The following is a 16,122-nucleotide window of genomic DNA, read 5'->3' on the forward strand; positions in this document are numbered from 1 at the left end:
CTTAAAACACATCAACGTGACATGATGTGGAGCCAGCCATGCGTTTAGATAAATTTACCAGTAAATTCCAGGAAGCAATCGCGGATGCGCAATCATTAGCATTAGGGCGGGATCAACAATTTATTGAACCTGTTCATCTGATGTTTGCCCTGCTGAATCAGGAGGGCGGAACCGTCCGTGATTTGCTTAATAAAATCGCGATTAATTTTAATGAGTTGCGGGCTAAAGTTAGTAAGGCAATAGAGCGCTTGCCGCGGGTAGAGGGCGAGGGCACTAACCTGCAACTATCAACCTCGACTGCTCAGCTGTTGCAGCAATGCGACAAGTTCGCCCAAAAGCGTAAAGATCAGTTTATTTCCAGTGAATTGTTTGTACTTGCGGCAACCGAAGACAAAACTGAGCTGGGTAATATTCTGCGTTTACTAGGAGTAAGCAAAGAAAAGGTTACTTCAGCAATTGAAGAGATCCGGGCCGGCCAGAATGTCGATGATCCCAACGCGGAAGACAGCCGGCAGGCATTAACCAAATACACTATCGACCTGACGGCACGGGCTGAAGCCGGCAAGCTGGATCCGGTTATTGGCCGCGATGAAGAGATCCGTCGTTGTATTCAGGTATTGCAGCGGCGTACTAAAAATAACCCGGTTCTGATTGGTGAACCTGGGGTGGGTAAAACGGCCATTGTCGAAGGGTTAGCACTGCGGATAATCAATAAAGAAGTACCCGAGGGCTTGAAAAATAAACGGGTGCTGTCGCTTGATATGGGCTCCTTGCTCGCTGGCGCTAAGTATCGGGGCGAATTTGAAGAGCGTTTAAAAGCCGTACTAAATGAACTGGCTAAAGAAGAAGGCCAGGTTATTCTATTTATTGATGAAATTCATACCATGGTTGGCGCCGGTAAAGCTGAAGGCGCCATGGATGCGGGTAACATGCTAAAGCCAGCCCTGGCGCGCGGTGAGCTGCATTGCCTTGGTGCCACTACCTTAGATGAATATCGCAAGTACATTGAAAAAGATGCTGCGCTGGAGCGACGTTTTCAAAAAGTACTGGTAGAAGAGCCCACTGTGGAAGATACCATTGCTATTTTACGTGGTTTAAAAGAACGCTACGAGTTACACCATGCAGTGGAAATCACTGACCCGGCAATTGTTGCCGCCGCAACCTTGTCAAACCGCTACGTCAGTGATCGGCAGCTACCGGATAAAGCGATAGATCTCATTGATGAGGCTGCGTCCAGCATCCGCATGCAAATGGACTCAAAACCGGAAGAGCTAGACCGGCTGGAGCGACGGATCATTCAGTTGAAACTGGAAGATAATGCGCTGGCAAAAGAGTCTGATGACAGCAGTAAAAAGCGGCGGGAAATTATTCAGGAGCAAATTCAGGAACTGGATGCTAACTATAATGAACTAGACGAAGTCTGGGAGTCAGAGAAGGCCGCCTTGCAGGGTACCCAGAATATTAAAGCAGAGTTAGAGCAGGCGCGGCTTGATTTAGAGGTTGCCAGGCGGGTTAGCGATTTGCAGCGCATGTCTGAATTGCAGTACGGCCGTATCCCCGAGTTGGAAAAGCGGCTCGATTTAGCCAGCCAGGCAGAAATGCAGGAAATGACACTGCTGCGCCATAAAGTGACTGAGCAGGAAATTGCCGATGTGTTGTCAAAAGCGACCGGCATTCCGGTCAGTAAAATGCTCGAAGGTGAGCGTGACAAGTTACTGAGGATGGAAGAGGCGTTACATAACACCGTGGTGGGACAACACGAGGCCGTTGCGGCCGTGGCAAATGCTATTCGTCGTTCCCGGGCCGGTCTGGCCGATCCGAATAAACCTATTGGCTCTTTTCTGTTTCTGGGGCCAACCGGAGTGGGTAAAACGGAGCTGACTAAATCACTGGCTCAGTTCTTGTTCGACAGCCCCGATAACATGGTTCGGATTGATATGTCTGAATTTATGGAGAAGCATGCTGTGTCGCGGCTGGTCGGTGCGCCTCCTGGCTATGTGGGCTACGAAGAAGGCGGATATCTGACTGAAGCGGTCAGACGTAAACCCTATTCAGTGATCCTGCTGGATGAGGTAGAGAAGGCCCATCCGGATGTGTTTAATATTTTGCTGCAGGTTTTAGATGACGGACGCTTAACTGATGGCCAGGGCCGGACAGTCGATTTTAAAAATGCGGTTATTATTATGACCTCTAACCTGGGGTCTGATTTAATTCAGGAGCATTATCAGGAGTACAGCTATCAGCAGATGAAAAATATGTTGATGGATGTCTTAAGCAAACAATTCCGGCCAGAGTTTTTAAACCGATTAGATGAAGCTGTGGTGTTTCATCCACTGGATACCGCTCAAATTAAACAAATTGCCCGCTTTCAGTTGGGCCGGCTGGAGCAAAGACTGCAAGCGCGTAATTTTGAGTTAAAGGTAACCGAGGCTGCGCTGGATAAACTGGCCGAAGTTGGTTTTGACCCCTTGTTTGGCGCCAGGCCGTTAAAGCGCGCTATTCAGCAGCACCTGGAGAACCCGTTAGCGCAAACGCTGTTGCAGGGCACCATGCTACCGGGGGCAACGATTAACGTTGACCATGATGGCGAACAATTTGTTATTACCAGTTAAGGGGTGTTTATTGCTTAGCCTGCAATAGTAATAACAGTATAAACGCTACAGGGCGAGTGATTCGCCCTGTAGCGTTTTCATCTGTGCTTTACTTTGATTTGTCGCACCGCGTTGTGGTGGGCAGGGTAGCAACTTTTGCCGTTTACCTATCCATGTTAAGCTAAGTCCCTTATAATCTGACAATTGCTAATTAGAAAAGATGGTTTTATGACAGACTCAAAAAATACTGACTCAAGCCCGCGCAAAGGCATTTATCTGCTACCTAACCTGTTGACCACTGGGGGGCTTTTTGCTGGTTTTTTTGCAATAGTTTCATCAATGAATGGCCGGTTTGAAGCGGCGGCAGTGGCGATTTTCATTGCCATGATTTTTGACGGACTGGATGGCCGGGTTGCCCGTTTAACTAATACCCAGAGCGAGTTTGGCGCCCAATATGACAGCATGTCGGACATGTTATCGTTTGGCGTGGCACCGGCACTGGTCGCCTACAACTGGGGCCTGGCCGATTTAGGAAAATTCGGCTGGCTGGCTGCGTTTATTTTTGTAGCTTGCGCAGCGCTGCGCCTGGCTCGCTTCAATGCCAACTTAAGTGTGACTGACGGCCGGTTTTTTCAGGGGTTGGCCAGCCCGGCAGCGGCTGCAATTATAGCTGGCATGGTATGGACGGGTTCCATTTACGAAGTCGATGGCGATAATATCGGCTATCTGGTTGGCCTTATCACCATTATCACCGGTTTATTGATGGTAAGTAACTTCCGTTATCATTCATTTAAAGACTTAAACTGGCGTGATCGGGTTTCGTTTCTAACGATATTATGTGTGGTGCTGGTGTTTGTGGTTATTGCGGCGCGTCCGGCAGAAATGCTATTTGGTATCTTCTTTATTTATGCCTGCTCCGGTCCCGTTACCACGATTAGAAGCGTGCGCAAATTAAAACTGGAACATGTGGTGGGTGACACGAACGACGCAGATTTTGCCGATGAATTGCAAGAGCGCAATGACGCGGTAAAAGTAAATGAAGCTGATAATGAGCCTCGTTCCTGATTTATCGTCAGTGCGCTAAATTAGTTAACACGCTTGAGATTCTGACACCGCCACCCCATGTTGGATGGCAACAATAAAAAGTAAGGGCCCCCACTTGGCTGACATCCTGCAACAACGCCTGCACGCGCTGGCGACTGAACAAAATATCGAGGCGGTAGTTGGCATAAAGCGGGGGATTGAGCGCGAAACCCTGCGAATTAACCAGGATGGCAGCCTGGCTTTGACGCCACACCCGCAGGGGTTGGGGGCGGCGCTGACGCACCCCTGGATCACAACTGACTTTTCAGAGTCGCTGCTTGAATTTATTACCCCGGCCACTGACAAGATAGAGACCACGCTGGCACAACTGGCAGATATTCATCGTTATACGGTAAAGCACTTAGGCAAAGAGCGGCTATGGCCGTCAAGTATGCCTTGTTTTATCGGCGAGGACACCACAATACCGCTGGCACAGTATGGCTCCTCTAATGTTGGCCGGATGAAGACGTTGTATCGCAAAGGCCTGCATAACCGTTATGGCAGCATGATGCAGGCGATTAGCGGCGTACATTATAATTTCTCATTGCCGCAAAGCTTCTGGGTGTTATATCAGCAGCAGCTTGGAGATCAGAATACGTTGCAAGACTTTATCTCTGAGCAGTATCTGGCACTTATCCGTAACTATAAACGCCATGCCTGGCTTATCGTTTATTTGTTTGGTGCATCGCCGGCCATGTGTAAATCATTCCTAGCGGACCGACAATCGCCTTATCCGTTTCAGCAATTAGGTAAGGGCACCTTATACTTGCCTTATGCGACATCCTTGCGGATGAGTGATTTAGGCTATACCAACAGTGCTCAGTCCAGTCTAAGTATCACTTACAACAGTTTGCCGGAATACATTGCGGGTTTGCATCAGGCGGTAAGCCAGCCCTCTGCTGAGTACCAGAATATTGGTGTTAAGCAAAATGGCGAATACCAGCAACTTAACGGCAATGTGCTGCAAATAGAGAATGAATTTTACTCTACTATCCGTCCTAAGCGCACAACAGAGTCGGGTGAGCGCCCTACCTGTGCCCTGGCAAAGCGCGGGGTAGAATATATTGAAGTCCGGGCGCTTGATGTTAATCCTTTTAGCAGTATTGGCATTAGTGCTGAGCAAATGCGCTTGCTGGATGTTTTTTTACTTTACTGTTTGTTGCAGGAGAGCCCGACGCTTTCTGATGAACAACAAACCGTTACTGAGAGAAATCTGCGCAAAGTGGTAACCGATGGCCGGCGGGTTAATCTGGAATTGCTGCAGGATGGCAACAGCAGGCTAATGCTGGACTGGGCTGAGCAGATTTTTGCCGATATGATGCCCATTGCGAAATGGTTAGATGAGGCATATAAAAGTACCGACTATCAGGCAGCGTTAAAAAAATATTATGTTTGCTTGCTGGATCCGGCGCAAACGCTGTCAGGACAGTTATTGAACCAGTTACTGAGTACCCAGCAGGATAATGGTCATTTTATGTTGGCTAAAGCAAATGAGTATCTGGCGCAGTTACGCAACGAAGATTATCAGTTTTATAACTCTGAAGCATTTGCCAAAGCGGCGGCGTCATCAGTTGATAATCAGCAACAGATTGAACAACAGGATAGCCTGAGTTTCGAGCAGTATATTACCGAGTACTTTGCCGAGGTTCCGGCCTGTACTTAACTTGTGTCGTTCAGACATTACGCTGGGTAAGGATAAAAAAACGGCTGCCAGGTGGCAGCCGTAAAAGGGGGATCCAGGGGAACAACAAAAACTTGGTTTGCATCCTTGCAAACTGTTAGAATCATCCCGATGAAAAAAGTTCAAATACCTCATAAACATGTGAAAAACATCGTTTTGCTATCCTTGGCGGCAGTGCTCAGTGGCTGTAGCACACCGCCACCAGAAAACACCTCAGATATCTGTGAAATCTTCAGAGAAAACCGCTCGTGGTATCACGAGGCTGCCGCAGCCAGCGAAAAGTGGGGCATGCCAATTTCGCTGCCAATGAGTATTATGTATCAGGAAAGTAGCTTTAAACATAATGCGCGACCACCTATGCGCTGGTTTATTGGTTTTATTCCTTATGGTCGGGGGAGTTCAGCTTATGGCTACTCGCAGGCGAAAACGGTTACCTGGGATGAGTATGTTAAAGAAGCAGACCGTTTCTGGGCCAGTCGTGACGACTTTGCCGATGCCATCGACTTTATGGGTTGGTATATTGATAAAACGCATCGTTTAAATAAGGTTTCAAAGTGGGATGGTTATCATCAGTATCTTAATTATCATGAAGGTTGGGGTGGCTACCGCCGGGGCAGCTATAAAAACAAAGCGTGGTTGTTATCGGTAGCACGTCGGGTGGACAATCGGGCAAAGATTTACAGTGCTCAGCTTAAAAAGTGTGAAAAGGAGTTACAACGTAGCTGGTTATGGCGGCTGTTTTTCGGTTAACTGCGCCGCCTGTAAATTGAAGTCATGGTGCAAGCGGCACAACGTTAATGGCTTGGCTTTTTTGAAGTCGGTTTTTTAGGATTAACCAGCAGTCGAATAGTTTTAATCATATTGTCCTGCACATCAACGATTTCCATTGGATAGCCTGCCAGTTTAACGCTTAACCTGCCTTGCGGAATTTCTTCCAGGTATTCGAGGATCAGCCCATTTAACGTTTTAGGGCCGTCAGTAGGCAGGCTCATTTTCATTTCCCGATTTAAATCACGTAAGTTAATACTGCCATCGATTAAAAATGTGCCATCTGGCTGGGCCAGGATATCCTCATTGGTCTCCTCGGCTATATCTGTAGTAAACTCGCCAACCACTTCCTCTAAAATATCTGCCAGGGTAACCAGCCCCTGAATATCGCCATATTCATCAACTACCAGGCCAATCCGATCTTTTGCGCCCTGGAATTTCAGCAACTGGGTATTTAGCGGTGTACCTTCCGGAATAAAATAAATTTCACTGGCAGCCCGCAGCAGAGACGCTTTGGTCAGTTGTTCTTTAATCAGTAAGCGCATGAGCTCTCGCGGGTGAACAAAACCAATGGCATCATCAATATTATCCCGGTACATCAGGATCCGGCTATATTGGAAGTTGGCCAGTTGCCGTTCAATATCTTTCCATTCGTCATTAATATCGATACCGACAATCTCATTACGCGGGATCATAATGTCTTCAACGGTGGCGTTTTCCAGGTCCAGTACACCCACCAGCATATTCTGGTGCTGCTCAGGAATTAGTGCGCCGGCTTCATATACCACGGTACGCAACTCTTCAGCGCTTAAACTATTGCCCTGATGTTTCTCCGGACTGACACCTAGAAGGTTGAGCAAGCCGTTAGTCACTTTATTAAGTGCCCAGACAAAGGGGTAAAAGATTTTAAGTAAGAACTTTAAAATAAACGAAGAGGGAAATGCCACACGTTCAGGATAGAGTGCCGCAAGCGTTTTGGGGGTAACCTCTGAAAATATCAGCACAACCAAAGTAAGTGCAATAGGTGCTATTACTATGCCTAAATTACCATAAAGTCGTTCGCCAAGTAGGGCGGTAACGGTTGCTGCAGCAATATTTACCAGGTTATTGCCAATAAGAATTAAGCCGATTAGACGATCAGGGCGTTTTAATAATTCACTGACCCGAATAGCACCCTTATGATTTTTATCAGCTAAATGTTTTAAGCGATAAGGGTTAACAGACATCATGCCTGTTTCCGATCCTGAGAAATAGGCTGATAAAAATAAAAGTACGCCTAATAATATAAACAGCGCACTGGTCGATATGTCGTCCAAGAGCTAAATACCTTTATTGCCAAACATCAATTTGCATCTTAACAGCAGTTTAACGCCTGGCGCTATCAAAAACCGTTAATTTCAACCAAGCCTTTCAATTATCACCTCTTTAACAAAGCGACTGCCAAAATAAGCCAGGGTAAGTAAGCTGGTGCCTATTACGGTTAGGGTAATGGCGGTTCTGCCGCGCCAGCCTTTTCGGGCATGGCCCCAGCACAAGCTTAGGAAAACCAGAAAAGCCAATGCGCTAAGTACTGTTTTATGTAAGTTGGCTTTACCCAGCCAGTTGTCAATAAACAGCATGCCAATTAATAGTGCGATACCCAGTAACACGGTACCGGCTATTAATAGCCTGAACTGAATGGCTTCGGCCTGCATGAGTGGCGGCAGGTACTGGCTTACCGGGGTAATATCTTTTTGCTTGAGCCTGGCGCTGATATAGCTGACCTGAAAAGAATACAAGGTTGCCATGGTAAGCACCACATAAGCCAGAAAAGCGATAGTGATATGCACCAGCAAACTGATGTTCTGTTCAAAGTGATGTAGCTGTAAATCCTGAGGAGTCATTAGCATGGCGATTTGCATCAGCGCGGCAAAGCCATACACCACGGGTAACAATAGCACTGTGGGTGTGCGCAACGCGGTAACGGTAACCGCAACGGTAACCAGCCAGCACACCAGAGAGCTGACATTCATTAAACTGAAATTCTGCCCCTCGGGAGTAAACAGGGTCTGAGTCAGCGCCAGCATATGTAGCACCAACCCCACCATGCCGGCACTGAACATTAATTTAAAATGGGGGCCTTTAGGGTGAAATAACCGCAGCAATACTGAGCCTGTCGCCAGCAAATAGGCCGCTAAAGCGAAAAGAGGAAGCAGTCCGGTCATTATTAACAATCCTGTTTTTCAGTGTGTTGACTATTGTAGGGTAACTGTTTGCGTAAGCCCAGCAGTTATGGCTGGTCACTTTAGCACGTGATAAGCGGCTGACGTAACACTCTGGCTGCGTTATAATCGCTGCAATAAATGAATACGGGTAATAAAAATGTTTGAGAACCTGTCCGATCGATTAAGTAAAACCTTAAAAAATATCAGCGGCCGCGGCCGGCTGACAGAAGACAATATTAAAGACACCCTGCGCGAAGTCCGAATGGCTTTACTCGAAGCCGACGTTGCCTTGCCGGTGGTCCGTGACTTTGTTGCAAACGTGAAAGAGCGCTCTGTTGGGTTGGAAGTCAGCAAAAGTCTGACGCCGGGCCAGGAATTTCTGAAAATCGTCCGTAAAGCGTTAGAAGACGCGATGGGCGAAGCGAATGAAGAGCTGACACTGAACACTCAGCCGCCGGCGGTAGTGTTAATGGCTGGCCTGCAAGGCGCGGGTAAAACCACGTCTGTCGCCAAACTGGCTAAATTTTTAAAAGAACGTAAAAAGAAAAAAGTACTGGTAGTGTCGGCTGATATCTATCGGCCAGCGGCTATTAAGCAGCTGCAAACATTGGCGGCAGATGTGGGCGTAGAGTTTTTCCCCAGCGATTTAAGCCAGCAGCCGGTTGCTATTGTTAACGCAGCAATAGCCCACGCCCGTACCCGGATGTTTGACGTATTGCTGGTGGATACTGCCGGCCGCTTGCATATCGACAGCGATATGATGGACGAAATTAAAGCGTTGCACAGCGCGGTAAAACCGATAGAAACGCTGTTTGTGGTCGATGCGATGACCGGCCAGGACGCTGCAAATACGGCAAAGGCTTTTAATGAGGCATTGCCGCTTACCGGCGTTATTTTAACCAAAACAGACGGTGACGCCCGCGGCGGTGCTGCGTTATCTATCCGTCATATTACCGGCAAGCCAATTAAGTTTTTGGGCACCGGTGAAAAAACCGATGCGTTAGAGCCCTTTCACCCGGACCGGATTGCTTCGCGTATTTTAGGCATGGGCGATGTGCTGAGCTTAATTGAAGATCTGGAACAGAAAGTCGATAAAGAAAAAGCCGCGAAAATGGCTCAGAAGATGATGAAAGGCAAAGGCTTTTCATTAGAGGATTTTCGGGAGCAGCTGGTGCAGATGCGTGGCATGGGCGGCATGATGTCCATGATGGATAAACTGCCTGGCATGAAAAACCTGCCGGCCGGCGCCGCCGGTCAGCTGGATGATAAACAGTTCGTGCGGATGGAGGCCATTATTAACTCTATGACGCCGAAGGAGCGCAATTACCCGGACTTACTTAAAGGCTCACGCAAAAAACGAATTGCCGCCGGCTCTGGCTGCCAGGTACAGGATATCAACAAGTTGCTGAAACAATTTATGCAAATGCAGAAAATGATGAAGCAGATGTCTGGTAAAGGCGGCATGATGAAAATGATGCGTGGTATGGGCGGCAAACTGCCTCCGGGCATGTTACCCCCACGCTGAATAAGGCAACGGACTCGCTGTAAAGCCTGAAATGCCTTGCATTTGCAGCAAAAATCCGTACAATGCAGCAGCCCTTCAGTCTGACTGGGGGCTTTATTATTTTTTAAAACCTGAACGATTATTTTTAGAGGACGGTATGGTAACTATTCGTTTACAACGTGGTGGCGCGAAAAAGCGTCCATTTTACCAAGTTGTGGTAGCGGACAGCCGTTTTGCTCGTGACGGCCGCTTTATTGAGCGCGTGGGTTTCTTTAACCCAATCGCTGGCGGTACTGAAGAGAAACTGCGTCTGGACCTGGAGCGTGTTGATCACTGGGTAGCACAAGGTGCTGCATTAAGTGACCGCGTTGCAAACCTGGTAAAAACCGCTAAGAAAGCAACTGCTTAATTAGCAAATTAGTGTGGAGTAGTAACCTTGAGTGACAAAGACGACAAAGACTTAGTTGTCCTTGGTAAGTTTGGTGCCGTTTACGGCATTAATGGCTGGCTTAAGGTGGTTGCTTACACTGATATCCCGGAAGGGATCTTTGACTATACACCCTGGCAAATTAAATTGCAGGGTAACTGGCTACCGGTGCAGGTTGCAAGCTGGAAGCGCCATAGCAATGGCCTGATAGCGAAACTGGACGGCATTAGTGATCGGGACATCGCTCAGCGTTATGTTAACGCTGAAATAGCGGTAACGTCGCAGGCGCTGCCTTCATTAGAAGATGGCGATTATTACTGGAAAGACCTGATGGGTCTGGCCGTAGTAAACGAAGCAGGTTATCACTTAGGTGAAGTCTCGGACATGATGGAAACAGGCTCGAACGACGTTATTGTTGTTAAAGCCAACCGTACAGATGCATTTGGTAAAAAAGAGCGTTTGTTGCCGTTTTTAACCGATACAGTGGTCAAAAGCGTCAACCTGGCTGAAAAGCGAATTATCGTTGACTGGGACCCGGCGTTTTAATGCAGGAAAACTCTAAACTCTGGCTTGGCGTCGTGACGTTATTTCCAGAGATGTTTGATGCAATAAAGCAATATGGGGTAACCGGCCGTGCAGTAAAGCAGGGCATTATGCAGTTAGATTGCTGGAACCCGCGGGATTTTACCACGGACAAGCATCGTACTGTTGATGACCGGCCTTATGGTGGTGGTCCGGGCATGTTAATGATGGCTCAACCCTTAACCGAAGCAATTCGGGCAGCTAAACAGGCTGCAGGGGGCAAGGTTCACACCATCTACTTATCGCCGCAAGGCCGTAAGTTAGATCAACAAGGTGTAGCTGAGCTGGCCGCGCACGACAAGCTGCTGTTAGTAGCTGGCCGTTACGAAGGCATTGATGAGCGCGTAATTGAAAGCGAAATTGACGAAGAATGGTCAGTGGGTGATTACGTGTTAAGTGGGGGCGAGTTGCCGGCGATGACACTGATTGATGCAGTTTCTCGCTTAGTACCTGGTGTACTGGGGCACGACTTATCCGCAGCGCAGGATTCATTTTCTGAAGGCTTGCTGGATTGTCCGCATTATACCCGGCCTGAGGTGTTAGCCAATAAACAGGTGCCGTCAGTTTTGCTGAGCGGTAACCACGAAGAAATCAGACGCTGGCGTTTGAAACAGGCCCTGGGAAGGACCTGGTTACGACGGCCAGATATATTAAAACCCCTGGCTCTGACTAAGGAGCAACGCAAATTACTGGCTGAGTTTCAGCAGGAACACCAGGCGTTGCAGCAGCAAGATAGTTAATTCCAGGTAAAGTGAGATTGTTATGAGCAAAGTTAGCCAAAACATCATCAAAATGCTTGAAGATGAACAGTTGAAGAAAGACGTTCCAGCGTTCGCGCCGGGCGACACTGTTGTAGTTCAGGTAAAAGTAACAGAAGGCGACAAAAGCCGTCTGCAGGCATTTGAAGGCGTAGTTATCGCTAAGCGTAACCGTGGTCTTCATTCAGCCTTCACCGTCCGTAAAATTTCTAATGGCGAAGGTGTTGAGCGTGTATTCCAGACGCACAGCCCGCTGGTAGACAGCATCACCGTTAAACGTCGTGGTGCGGTTCGCCGTGCTAAGCTTTACTACTTACGCGATCGTTCAGGTAAATCAGCGCGTATCCGCGAAAAGCTTAACTAAGCAAACCTTAAAGGCCGGCGATTGCCGGCCTTTTTATTATGTCATCTATTCAGCCGCCCCTTACCGAACCCGCACTCCAGTTGTTACAAAACCAACTGGCAAGCCTGATCCTCTCCGCCATACCTGATGCGCCAGAGCGCAGCCTTACTGAGCAGTATTTACTGTCCCGCTTAGGGCTTAAATTAACCACTGACACCGAACTGAGTCATGACCTGCAACGTTTTCAGCAACACTTTGTGTTGTATCATTTGCTGTATCGCCTGCAAACCGAGTGGCGTAGTGCAAACGAAGGGTTTCTAAGCATTGGTCTGGCGAAGGTTACGCTGATTAGCGCCTGCCGTGAGACTGCTAATCCTATGGCGGAGCACGATGACAACCAAAGCAAGGCTGAATACTACAGTAACTGGCACAACTTTTATGCGATGAGCGAGCAGCTGCTCGATAGCTACCTGCGGCAGTTCTGGCAGCATTTTAGTAAAGGCGCAGTAACTGAAACTGTGTTATCGACGGAGCAGGCACAAAAGCTGCTAAACTTGCATCCGGGCTTTAGTCAGGCACAATTGAAAAAGGCGTATCGAACTCAGGCTCTGCTATTTCATCCGGACCGGGCCAGTGGTCATACTGAGAAATTCAGACAGATTCAGCAGGCTTATCAGCAGTTACTGCGGCAATTCCATTAAATCGTATTATTCCGTATTAAATAGTTTACGATTATTTTCCTGACAAAAAATCTTCCTTATCTCGTATTTATTGGTCTGTAGCGGGTTGACGCTGCCAATCAAGATCTCTACTATGCATAAATCGTATTTAATTAATTACGTGCTGTATTATTAAGTTTACATCAAGGCGTCTGACCACTGTTATCGTCGTTTTTATCTATGCTTAATCACCAGCACATCAGCCTACCCATGGAGATCGCATGAGCCAGATTGTCGATGATTTAAGAATAGTGGCGACCAAGCCACTAAGCCCACCGGCGGTAATGAAAAAAGTGCTGCCATTATCAGAGCAGGGCGCTGATTTTGTTGCCCGCGCCAGGACCGATATTGCTAATATTGTCCATGGCCGCGACAAGCGCTTACTAGTCGTGACGGGGCCCTGTTCTATTCACGATCCGGTGGCGGCCATTGAGTACGCTACTAAGTTAAAAGCCTTACAACAGCAATATATCGACAGTCTATATATTGTGATGCGGGTCTATTTTGAAAAACCCCGCACTACCGTCGGCTGGAAGGGCTTTATCAATGATCCGCATCTGGACGACTCATTTGATCTGGAAACCGGTTTAACCTGGGGCCGCGAGCTATTGTTAAAAATGGTTGAAATGGAACTGCCCACTGCCACTGAAGCGTTGGATCCTATCAGTCCGCAATATTTATCTGATCTGATCAGCTGGGCGGCGATAGGCGCCCGTACGGTTGAATCGCAAACCCACCGCGAAATGGCCAGTGGTTTATCGATGCCGGTTGGCTTTAAAAACGGCACCGACGGTAATTTAAATGTGGCGCTAAACGGCTTGCAGTCGGCGGCCAGTGGTCATAGTTTTATTGGGATTAACCAGCGGGGTGAAGTCAGCCTGGTGCAAACCGCCGGCAACCCTGATGGCCATATTATTTTGCGCGGCGGGGTAAAGCCTAACTACGATGCTGACAGTATTAATGCCGCGTTAGCCGAGTTAGATAAATTAAAGTTACCGCACGGTATCGTGGTGGATTGCAGCCATGGCAACTCGAATAAGGATCATAACCGCCAGCCTGCAGTAGCTGAGGCGGTGTTATCGCAACGACTGGCTGGCACTGAGGCTATTATTGGTATCATGCTGGAAAGTCACCTGTTTGGCGGCCGTCAGAACTTAACCAATGGCAAAGCAGAGCATTATGGTGTGTCGGTAACCGATGCCTGCATCGACTGGCAAACCACCACGGAGCTGTTGGCTAGTTTGCACCAGCAAATGCAACGTTTGGTGGCAGCGGCCTAGCATGGACAAACAACAACAGGCGCAGCAGCAGTTAGCGCCGCTGCGAACCCAAATTGATGCTATTGATAGCCAACTGGTGCAACTACTGGCAGAGCGGGCTAAGGTCACTGCTCAGGTGGGTAAGGTTAAACAACAGTTTGCCTTGCCGGTGTATGTACCTGAGCGCGAACAGCTGCTGCTTAGTGCCCGGCGCGAGCAGGCACTGGCACAGCAGGTCTCCCCCGAACTGGTCGAGGATGTGCTGCGCCGGATCATGCGCGAGTCTTATGCTACACAGGAAAATCACTTTGTCTGTTGTCGACCAGGCGGCGGTAAAGTCGTAGTGGTTGGCGGCGCCGGCGCGCTGGGCCAGCGCTTTGTCAGTTTGTTTCAGCGCTCTGGCTATCAGGTAGTGGTGCTGGAGCAGAGTGACTGGCCAGATGCCAGTACGTTATGCGCTGATGCCGCACTGGTGCTGATAGCGGTGCCGATTACGTTAACTGAGCAAGTCATTAACCAGCTGCCGGCTTTGTCAGGTAATTGTGTGCTGGCTGATATTACCAGTATTAAGCAGCAACCATTAAGCGCGATGCTCACCAAACACTCCGGCCCGGTGGTGGGGCTACACCCGATGTTCGGACCCGATATTACCAACCTGGTAAAACAAGTCGTAGTGGTATGTGATGGCCGCTACAGCGAGCAATATCAGTGGCTGTTGCAACAGCTGCGGGTTTGGGGCGCAGAGCTGGCCAGCCAGAGCGCGGCTGAGCATGACACTGCGATGCAACTGATTCAGGCCATGCGCCACTTTTCGTCCTTAGTATACGGCAGCCATTTAGCGGAAGAGCAGGCTGATTTAGCGCAGCTGTTACAACTAAGCTCGCCGATATACCGGTTAGAGCTGGCCATGGTAGGGCGCTTATTCGCCCAGAATGCTGAGCTGTATGCCGATATTATGCTGTCATCAGCCGATGTCACCGCCTTGCTCGAGCGTTATCAGCAACGCTTTAGCGAGCTTTTGCAATTGTTAAAAAATCAGGATAAAGCCGGGCTGATGGCTCAGTTTGCTAAAGGTCAGCAGTTCTTTGGCGAACTTGCCGGCCAGTTTTTGCAAGAAAGTAAGCAGTTACTTCAGAAAGCAGCCGATAGCCGCAGTTAGTTTGTTTCCGGAAAGGTTTTGTCTCATATCCCTCCAAAGCTGCTTCTAGCTGCTTTGATTTCTGTTCTGAAGGTGATTGTTGGTATGAAGCGAGCAATGAACCACTAAAAGCAGGATAGAAGTCTACTAGCTATACACTAAAAACACTCGAAGGTTATTTTGATTTGCATTATTTTTGGGTTAGCAGGATAGTGGCAAAAAGCAAGACCTGACCCCAAGTGCAATATGAACCATGATTAAGGTACAAATATGTTATTTAAAATTTATAAAGCTTACGTGCGAGGGGCTCACTTAACAACACAGAAGAACTCACCTCGATTTGCTATGTACTTTACTGGAGCCCAGGAAGGTATTTTCTGGGCGTTGTTAGCAATGCCTGTTAATTTTTACTTAGCTTTGAAGATTTTTAATAGTTTTGAATATTTCTTACCTATTTGTGCTGTTGTAGGGTTATTAATCTATCTAATTGGCAGGCTAATAAAATTTGATAAGGCAGAATACTACCCTGATAGAAGTAGCATGGACATAAGCCAAGTTAATAAAGAAGTTATGATTTATAATTTAATATCTTTTTTAATGGCTATTCTGTGTGTAGCTACAGTTTCTATTATTGTTGTAAAGTAGCTTTTTCTCCAATCATCAATAGGGTCAGAGACTGAGTGAAAAAGGGGTTGGAGTCTGAGGTGTCTCCACAAAACTATTAACTAAAAATCAATAGCAAATCAATAGGATAAATGGGGTCAGATCCTGAGGGATCCCCACGAATTTAACCCTCCCATTCAATGTTGTAACTCGTCTTATCCAGCAAGTGTTTACAGTGGCGCAAAGTATTGCGCCACTGTGCTGTTGTAAACATCACCTGTTTGGCTACCGCCCTTAACCCAAGCGAGTGAAACGACAAGACTCGTCTGTCACGATAACTGTTCGCCTGGAACCGGCGTTGCTGATTGGCTATGGTCAGTCCTACACCGAGCAATATCAATACTAATGAGGCTAAATTGCTCAGTAGCAATAACAGGTTTATTCGGTGTAGTTTGGTACTGC

The 16,122-nt window shown here is 47.9% G+C and carries 15 protein-coding genes and 1 pseudogene; 13 read left to right on the forward strand and 3 right to left on the reverse strand.

All coding sequences use genetic code 11. From position 1 onward, the window contains the following. Nucleotides 1-38 precede the first annotated feature (38 nt). From clpB to B2X65_RS05065, 4 genes are all read left to right on the forward strand, one after another. Complete coding sequence (gene clpB / locus B2X65_RS05050; RefSeq protein ID WP_290611066.1) at nt 39-2,612, forward strand: ATP-dependent chaperone ClpB; 2,574 nt, start codon at nt 39-41, stop codon at nt 2,610-2,612. A 207-nt stretch (nt 2,613-2,819) separates the two neighbouring features. Next, the gene (pssA, locus tag B2X65_RS05055) at nt 2,820-3,656 is read left to right on the forward strand and encodes a CDP-diacylglycerol--serine O-phosphatidyltransferase (protein WP_290611067.1); all 837 of its coding nucleotides are present in this window, start codon (nt 2,820-2,822) and stop codon (nt 3,654-3,656) included. A gap of 94 nt (nt 3,657-3,750) precedes the next feature. Then, complete coding sequence (gshA, locus tag B2X65_RS05060) at nt 3,751-5,337, forward strand: glutamate--cysteine ligase (RefSeq protein ID WP_290611069.1); 1,587 nt, start codon at nt 3,751-3,753, stop codon at nt 5,335-5,337. A 129-nt stretch (nt 5,338-5,466) separates the two neighbouring features. Then, nucleotides 5,467-6,105, forward strand: a complete 639-nt coding sequence (locus tag B2X65_RS05065; RefSeq protein ID WP_290611070.1) for a hypothetical protein — start codon at nt 5,467-5,469, stop codon at nt 6,103-6,105. A gap of 44 nt (nt 6,106-6,149) precedes the next feature. On the opposite strand, the gene B2X65_RS05070 is transcribed toward B2X65_RS05065, so the two are convergent. Together B2X65_RS05070 and B2X65_RS05075 are read right to left on the reverse strand one after the other, a co-directional pair. After that, nucleotides 6,150-7,439, reverse strand: a complete 1,290-nt coding sequence (locus B2X65_RS05070) for an HlyC/CorC family transporter (RefSeq protein WP_290611071.1) — start codon at nt 7,437-7,439, stop codon at nt 6,150-6,152. A gap of 81 nt (nt 7,440-7,520) precedes the next feature. Further along, a complete protein-coding gene (locus tag B2X65_RS05075; protein WP_290611072.1) occupies nt 7,521-8,327 on the reverse strand; it encodes a cytochrome C assembly family protein in 807 nt (268 codons plus the stop codon). 157 nt (nt 8,328-8,484) lie between these two features. Between B2X65_RS05075 and ffh the strand changes: the two genes are divergently transcribed. The 9 genes from ffh (at nt 8,485) to B2X65_RS05120 (ending at nt 15,702) form a co-directional block, all read left to right on the forward strand. After that, entirely contained in the window at nt 8,485-9,852 is a 1,368-nt protein-coding gene (gene ffh, locus B2X65_RS05080) for a signal recognition particle protein (RefSeq protein WP_290611073.1), read from the forward strand. A gap of 136 nt (nt 9,853-9,988) precedes the next feature. Then, nucleotides 9,989-10,240: a 30S ribosomal protein S16 gene (gene rpsP, locus B2X65_RS05085; RefSeq protein ID WP_046554096.1), complete on the forward strand. Its 252-nt coding sequence runs from the start codon at nt 9,989-9,991 to the stop codon at nt 10,238-10,240. Between the two features lie 27 nt (nt 10,241-10,267). Further along, nucleotides 10,268-10,804 carry a ribosome maturation factor RimM gene (rimM, locus tag B2X65_RS05090; protein ID WP_290611075.1) on the forward strand — a complete coding sequence of 179 codons (537 nt, stop codon included), beginning with the start codon at nt 10,268-10,270 and terminating at the stop codon, nt 10,802-10,804. Continuing rightward, nucleotides 10,804-11,580, forward strand: coding sequence for a tRNA (guanosine(37)-N1)-methyltransferase TrmD (gene trmD, locus B2X65_RS05095; protein ID WP_290611076.1), 777 nt, complete (start codon nt 10,804-10,806; stop codon nt 11,578-11,580). Before rimM ends, trmD begins: the two co-directional genes overlap by 1 nt. A 22-nt stretch (nt 11,581-11,602) precedes the next feature. Next, entirely contained in the window at nt 11,603-11,962 is a 360-nt protein-coding gene (gene rplS, locus B2X65_RS05100) for a 50S ribosomal protein L19 (RefSeq protein WP_290611077.1), read from the forward strand. 38 nt (nt 11,963-12,000) lie between these two features. Further along, complete coding sequence (locus B2X65_RS05105) at nt 12,001-12,642, forward strand: DNA-J related domain-containing protein (protein ID WP_290611078.1); 642 nt, start codon at nt 12,001-12,003, stop codon at nt 12,640-12,642. A 239-nt stretch (nt 12,643-12,881) separates the two neighbouring features. Beyond that, the gene (locus B2X65_RS05110; RefSeq protein WP_290611080.1) at nt 12,882-13,940 is read left to right on the forward strand and encodes a 3-deoxy-7-phosphoheptulonate synthase; all 1,059 of its coding nucleotides are present in this window, start codon (nt 12,882-12,884) and stop codon (nt 13,938-13,940) included. Nucleotide 13,941: 1 nt separating this feature from the next. Further along, a complete protein-coding gene (gene tyrA, locus B2X65_RS05115; protein WP_290611081.1) occupies nt 13,942-15,078 on the forward strand; it encodes a bifunctional chorismate mutase/prephenate dehydrogenase in 1,137 nt (378 codons plus the stop codon). Between the two features lie 249 nt (nt 15,079-15,327). Next, the gene (locus tag B2X65_RS05120) at nt 15,328-15,702 is read left to right on the forward strand and encodes a hypothetical protein (RefSeq protein ID WP_290611082.1); all 375 of its coding nucleotides are present in this window, start codon (nt 15,328-15,330) and stop codon (nt 15,700-15,702) included. Between the two features lie 142 nt (nt 15,703-15,844). On the opposite strand, the pseudogene B2X65_RS05125 reads toward B2X65_RS05120, so the two are convergent. After that, nucleotides 15,845-16,122: pseudogene (locus B2X65_RS05125) on the reverse strand (hypothetical protein); the annotation flags it as partial.

The sequence above is a fragment of the Arsukibacterium sp. UBA3155 genome (assembly GCA_002364615.1).
Lineage (GTDB): Bacteria > Pseudomonadota > Gammaproteobacteria > Enterobacterales > Alteromonadaceae > Alishewanella.

Excerpts from the sequence above, each read along its gene's own strand:
- clpB (WP_290611066.1), top strand. The coding sequence starts at position 39 with ATGCGTTTAGATAAATTTACCAGTAAATTCCAGGAAGCAATCGCGGAT.
- pssA (WP_290611067.1), top strand. The coding sequence starts at position 2,820 with ATGACAGACTCAAAAAATACTGACTCAAGCCCGCGCAAAGGCATTTAT.
- B2X65_RS05065 (WP_290611070.1), top strand. The coding sequence starts at position 5,467 with ATGAAAAAAGTTCAAATACCTCATAAACATGTGAAAAACATCGTTTTG.
- B2X65_RS05075 (WP_290611072.1), bottom strand. The coding sequence starts at position 8,327 with ATGACCGGACTGCTTCCTCTTTTCGCTTTAGCGGCCTATTTGCTGGCG.
- ffh (WP_290611073.1), top strand. The coding sequence starts at position 8,485 with ATGTTTGAGAACCTGTCCGATCGATTAAGTAAAACCTTAAAAAATATC.
- rpsP (WP_046554096.1), top strand. The coding sequence starts at position 9,989 with ATGGTAACTATTCGTTTACAACGTGGTGGCGCGAAAAAGCGTCCATTT.
- trmD (WP_290611076.1), top strand. The coding sequence starts at position 10,804 with ATGCAGGAAAACTCTAAACTCTGGCTTGGCGTCGTGACGTTATTTCCA.
- rplS (WP_290611077.1), top strand. The coding sequence starts at position 11,603 with ATGAGCAAAGTTAGCCAAAACATCATCAAAATGCTTGAAGATGAACAG.
- B2X65_RS05105 (WP_290611078.1), top strand. The coding sequence starts at position 12,001 with ATGTCATCTATTCAGCCGCCCCTTACCGAACCCGCACTCCAGTTGTTA.
- B2X65_RS05110 (WP_290611080.1), top strand. The coding sequence starts at position 12,882 with ATGAGCCAGATTGTCGATGATTTAAGAATAGTGGCGACCAAGCCACTA.
- tyrA (WP_290611081.1), top strand. The coding sequence starts at position 13,942 with ATGGACAAACAACAACAGGCGCAGCAGCAGTTAGCGCCGCTGCGAACC.
- B2X65_RS05120 (WP_290611082.1), top strand. The coding sequence starts at position 15,328 with ATGTTATTTAAAATTTATAAAGCTTACGTGCGAGGGGCTCACTTAACA.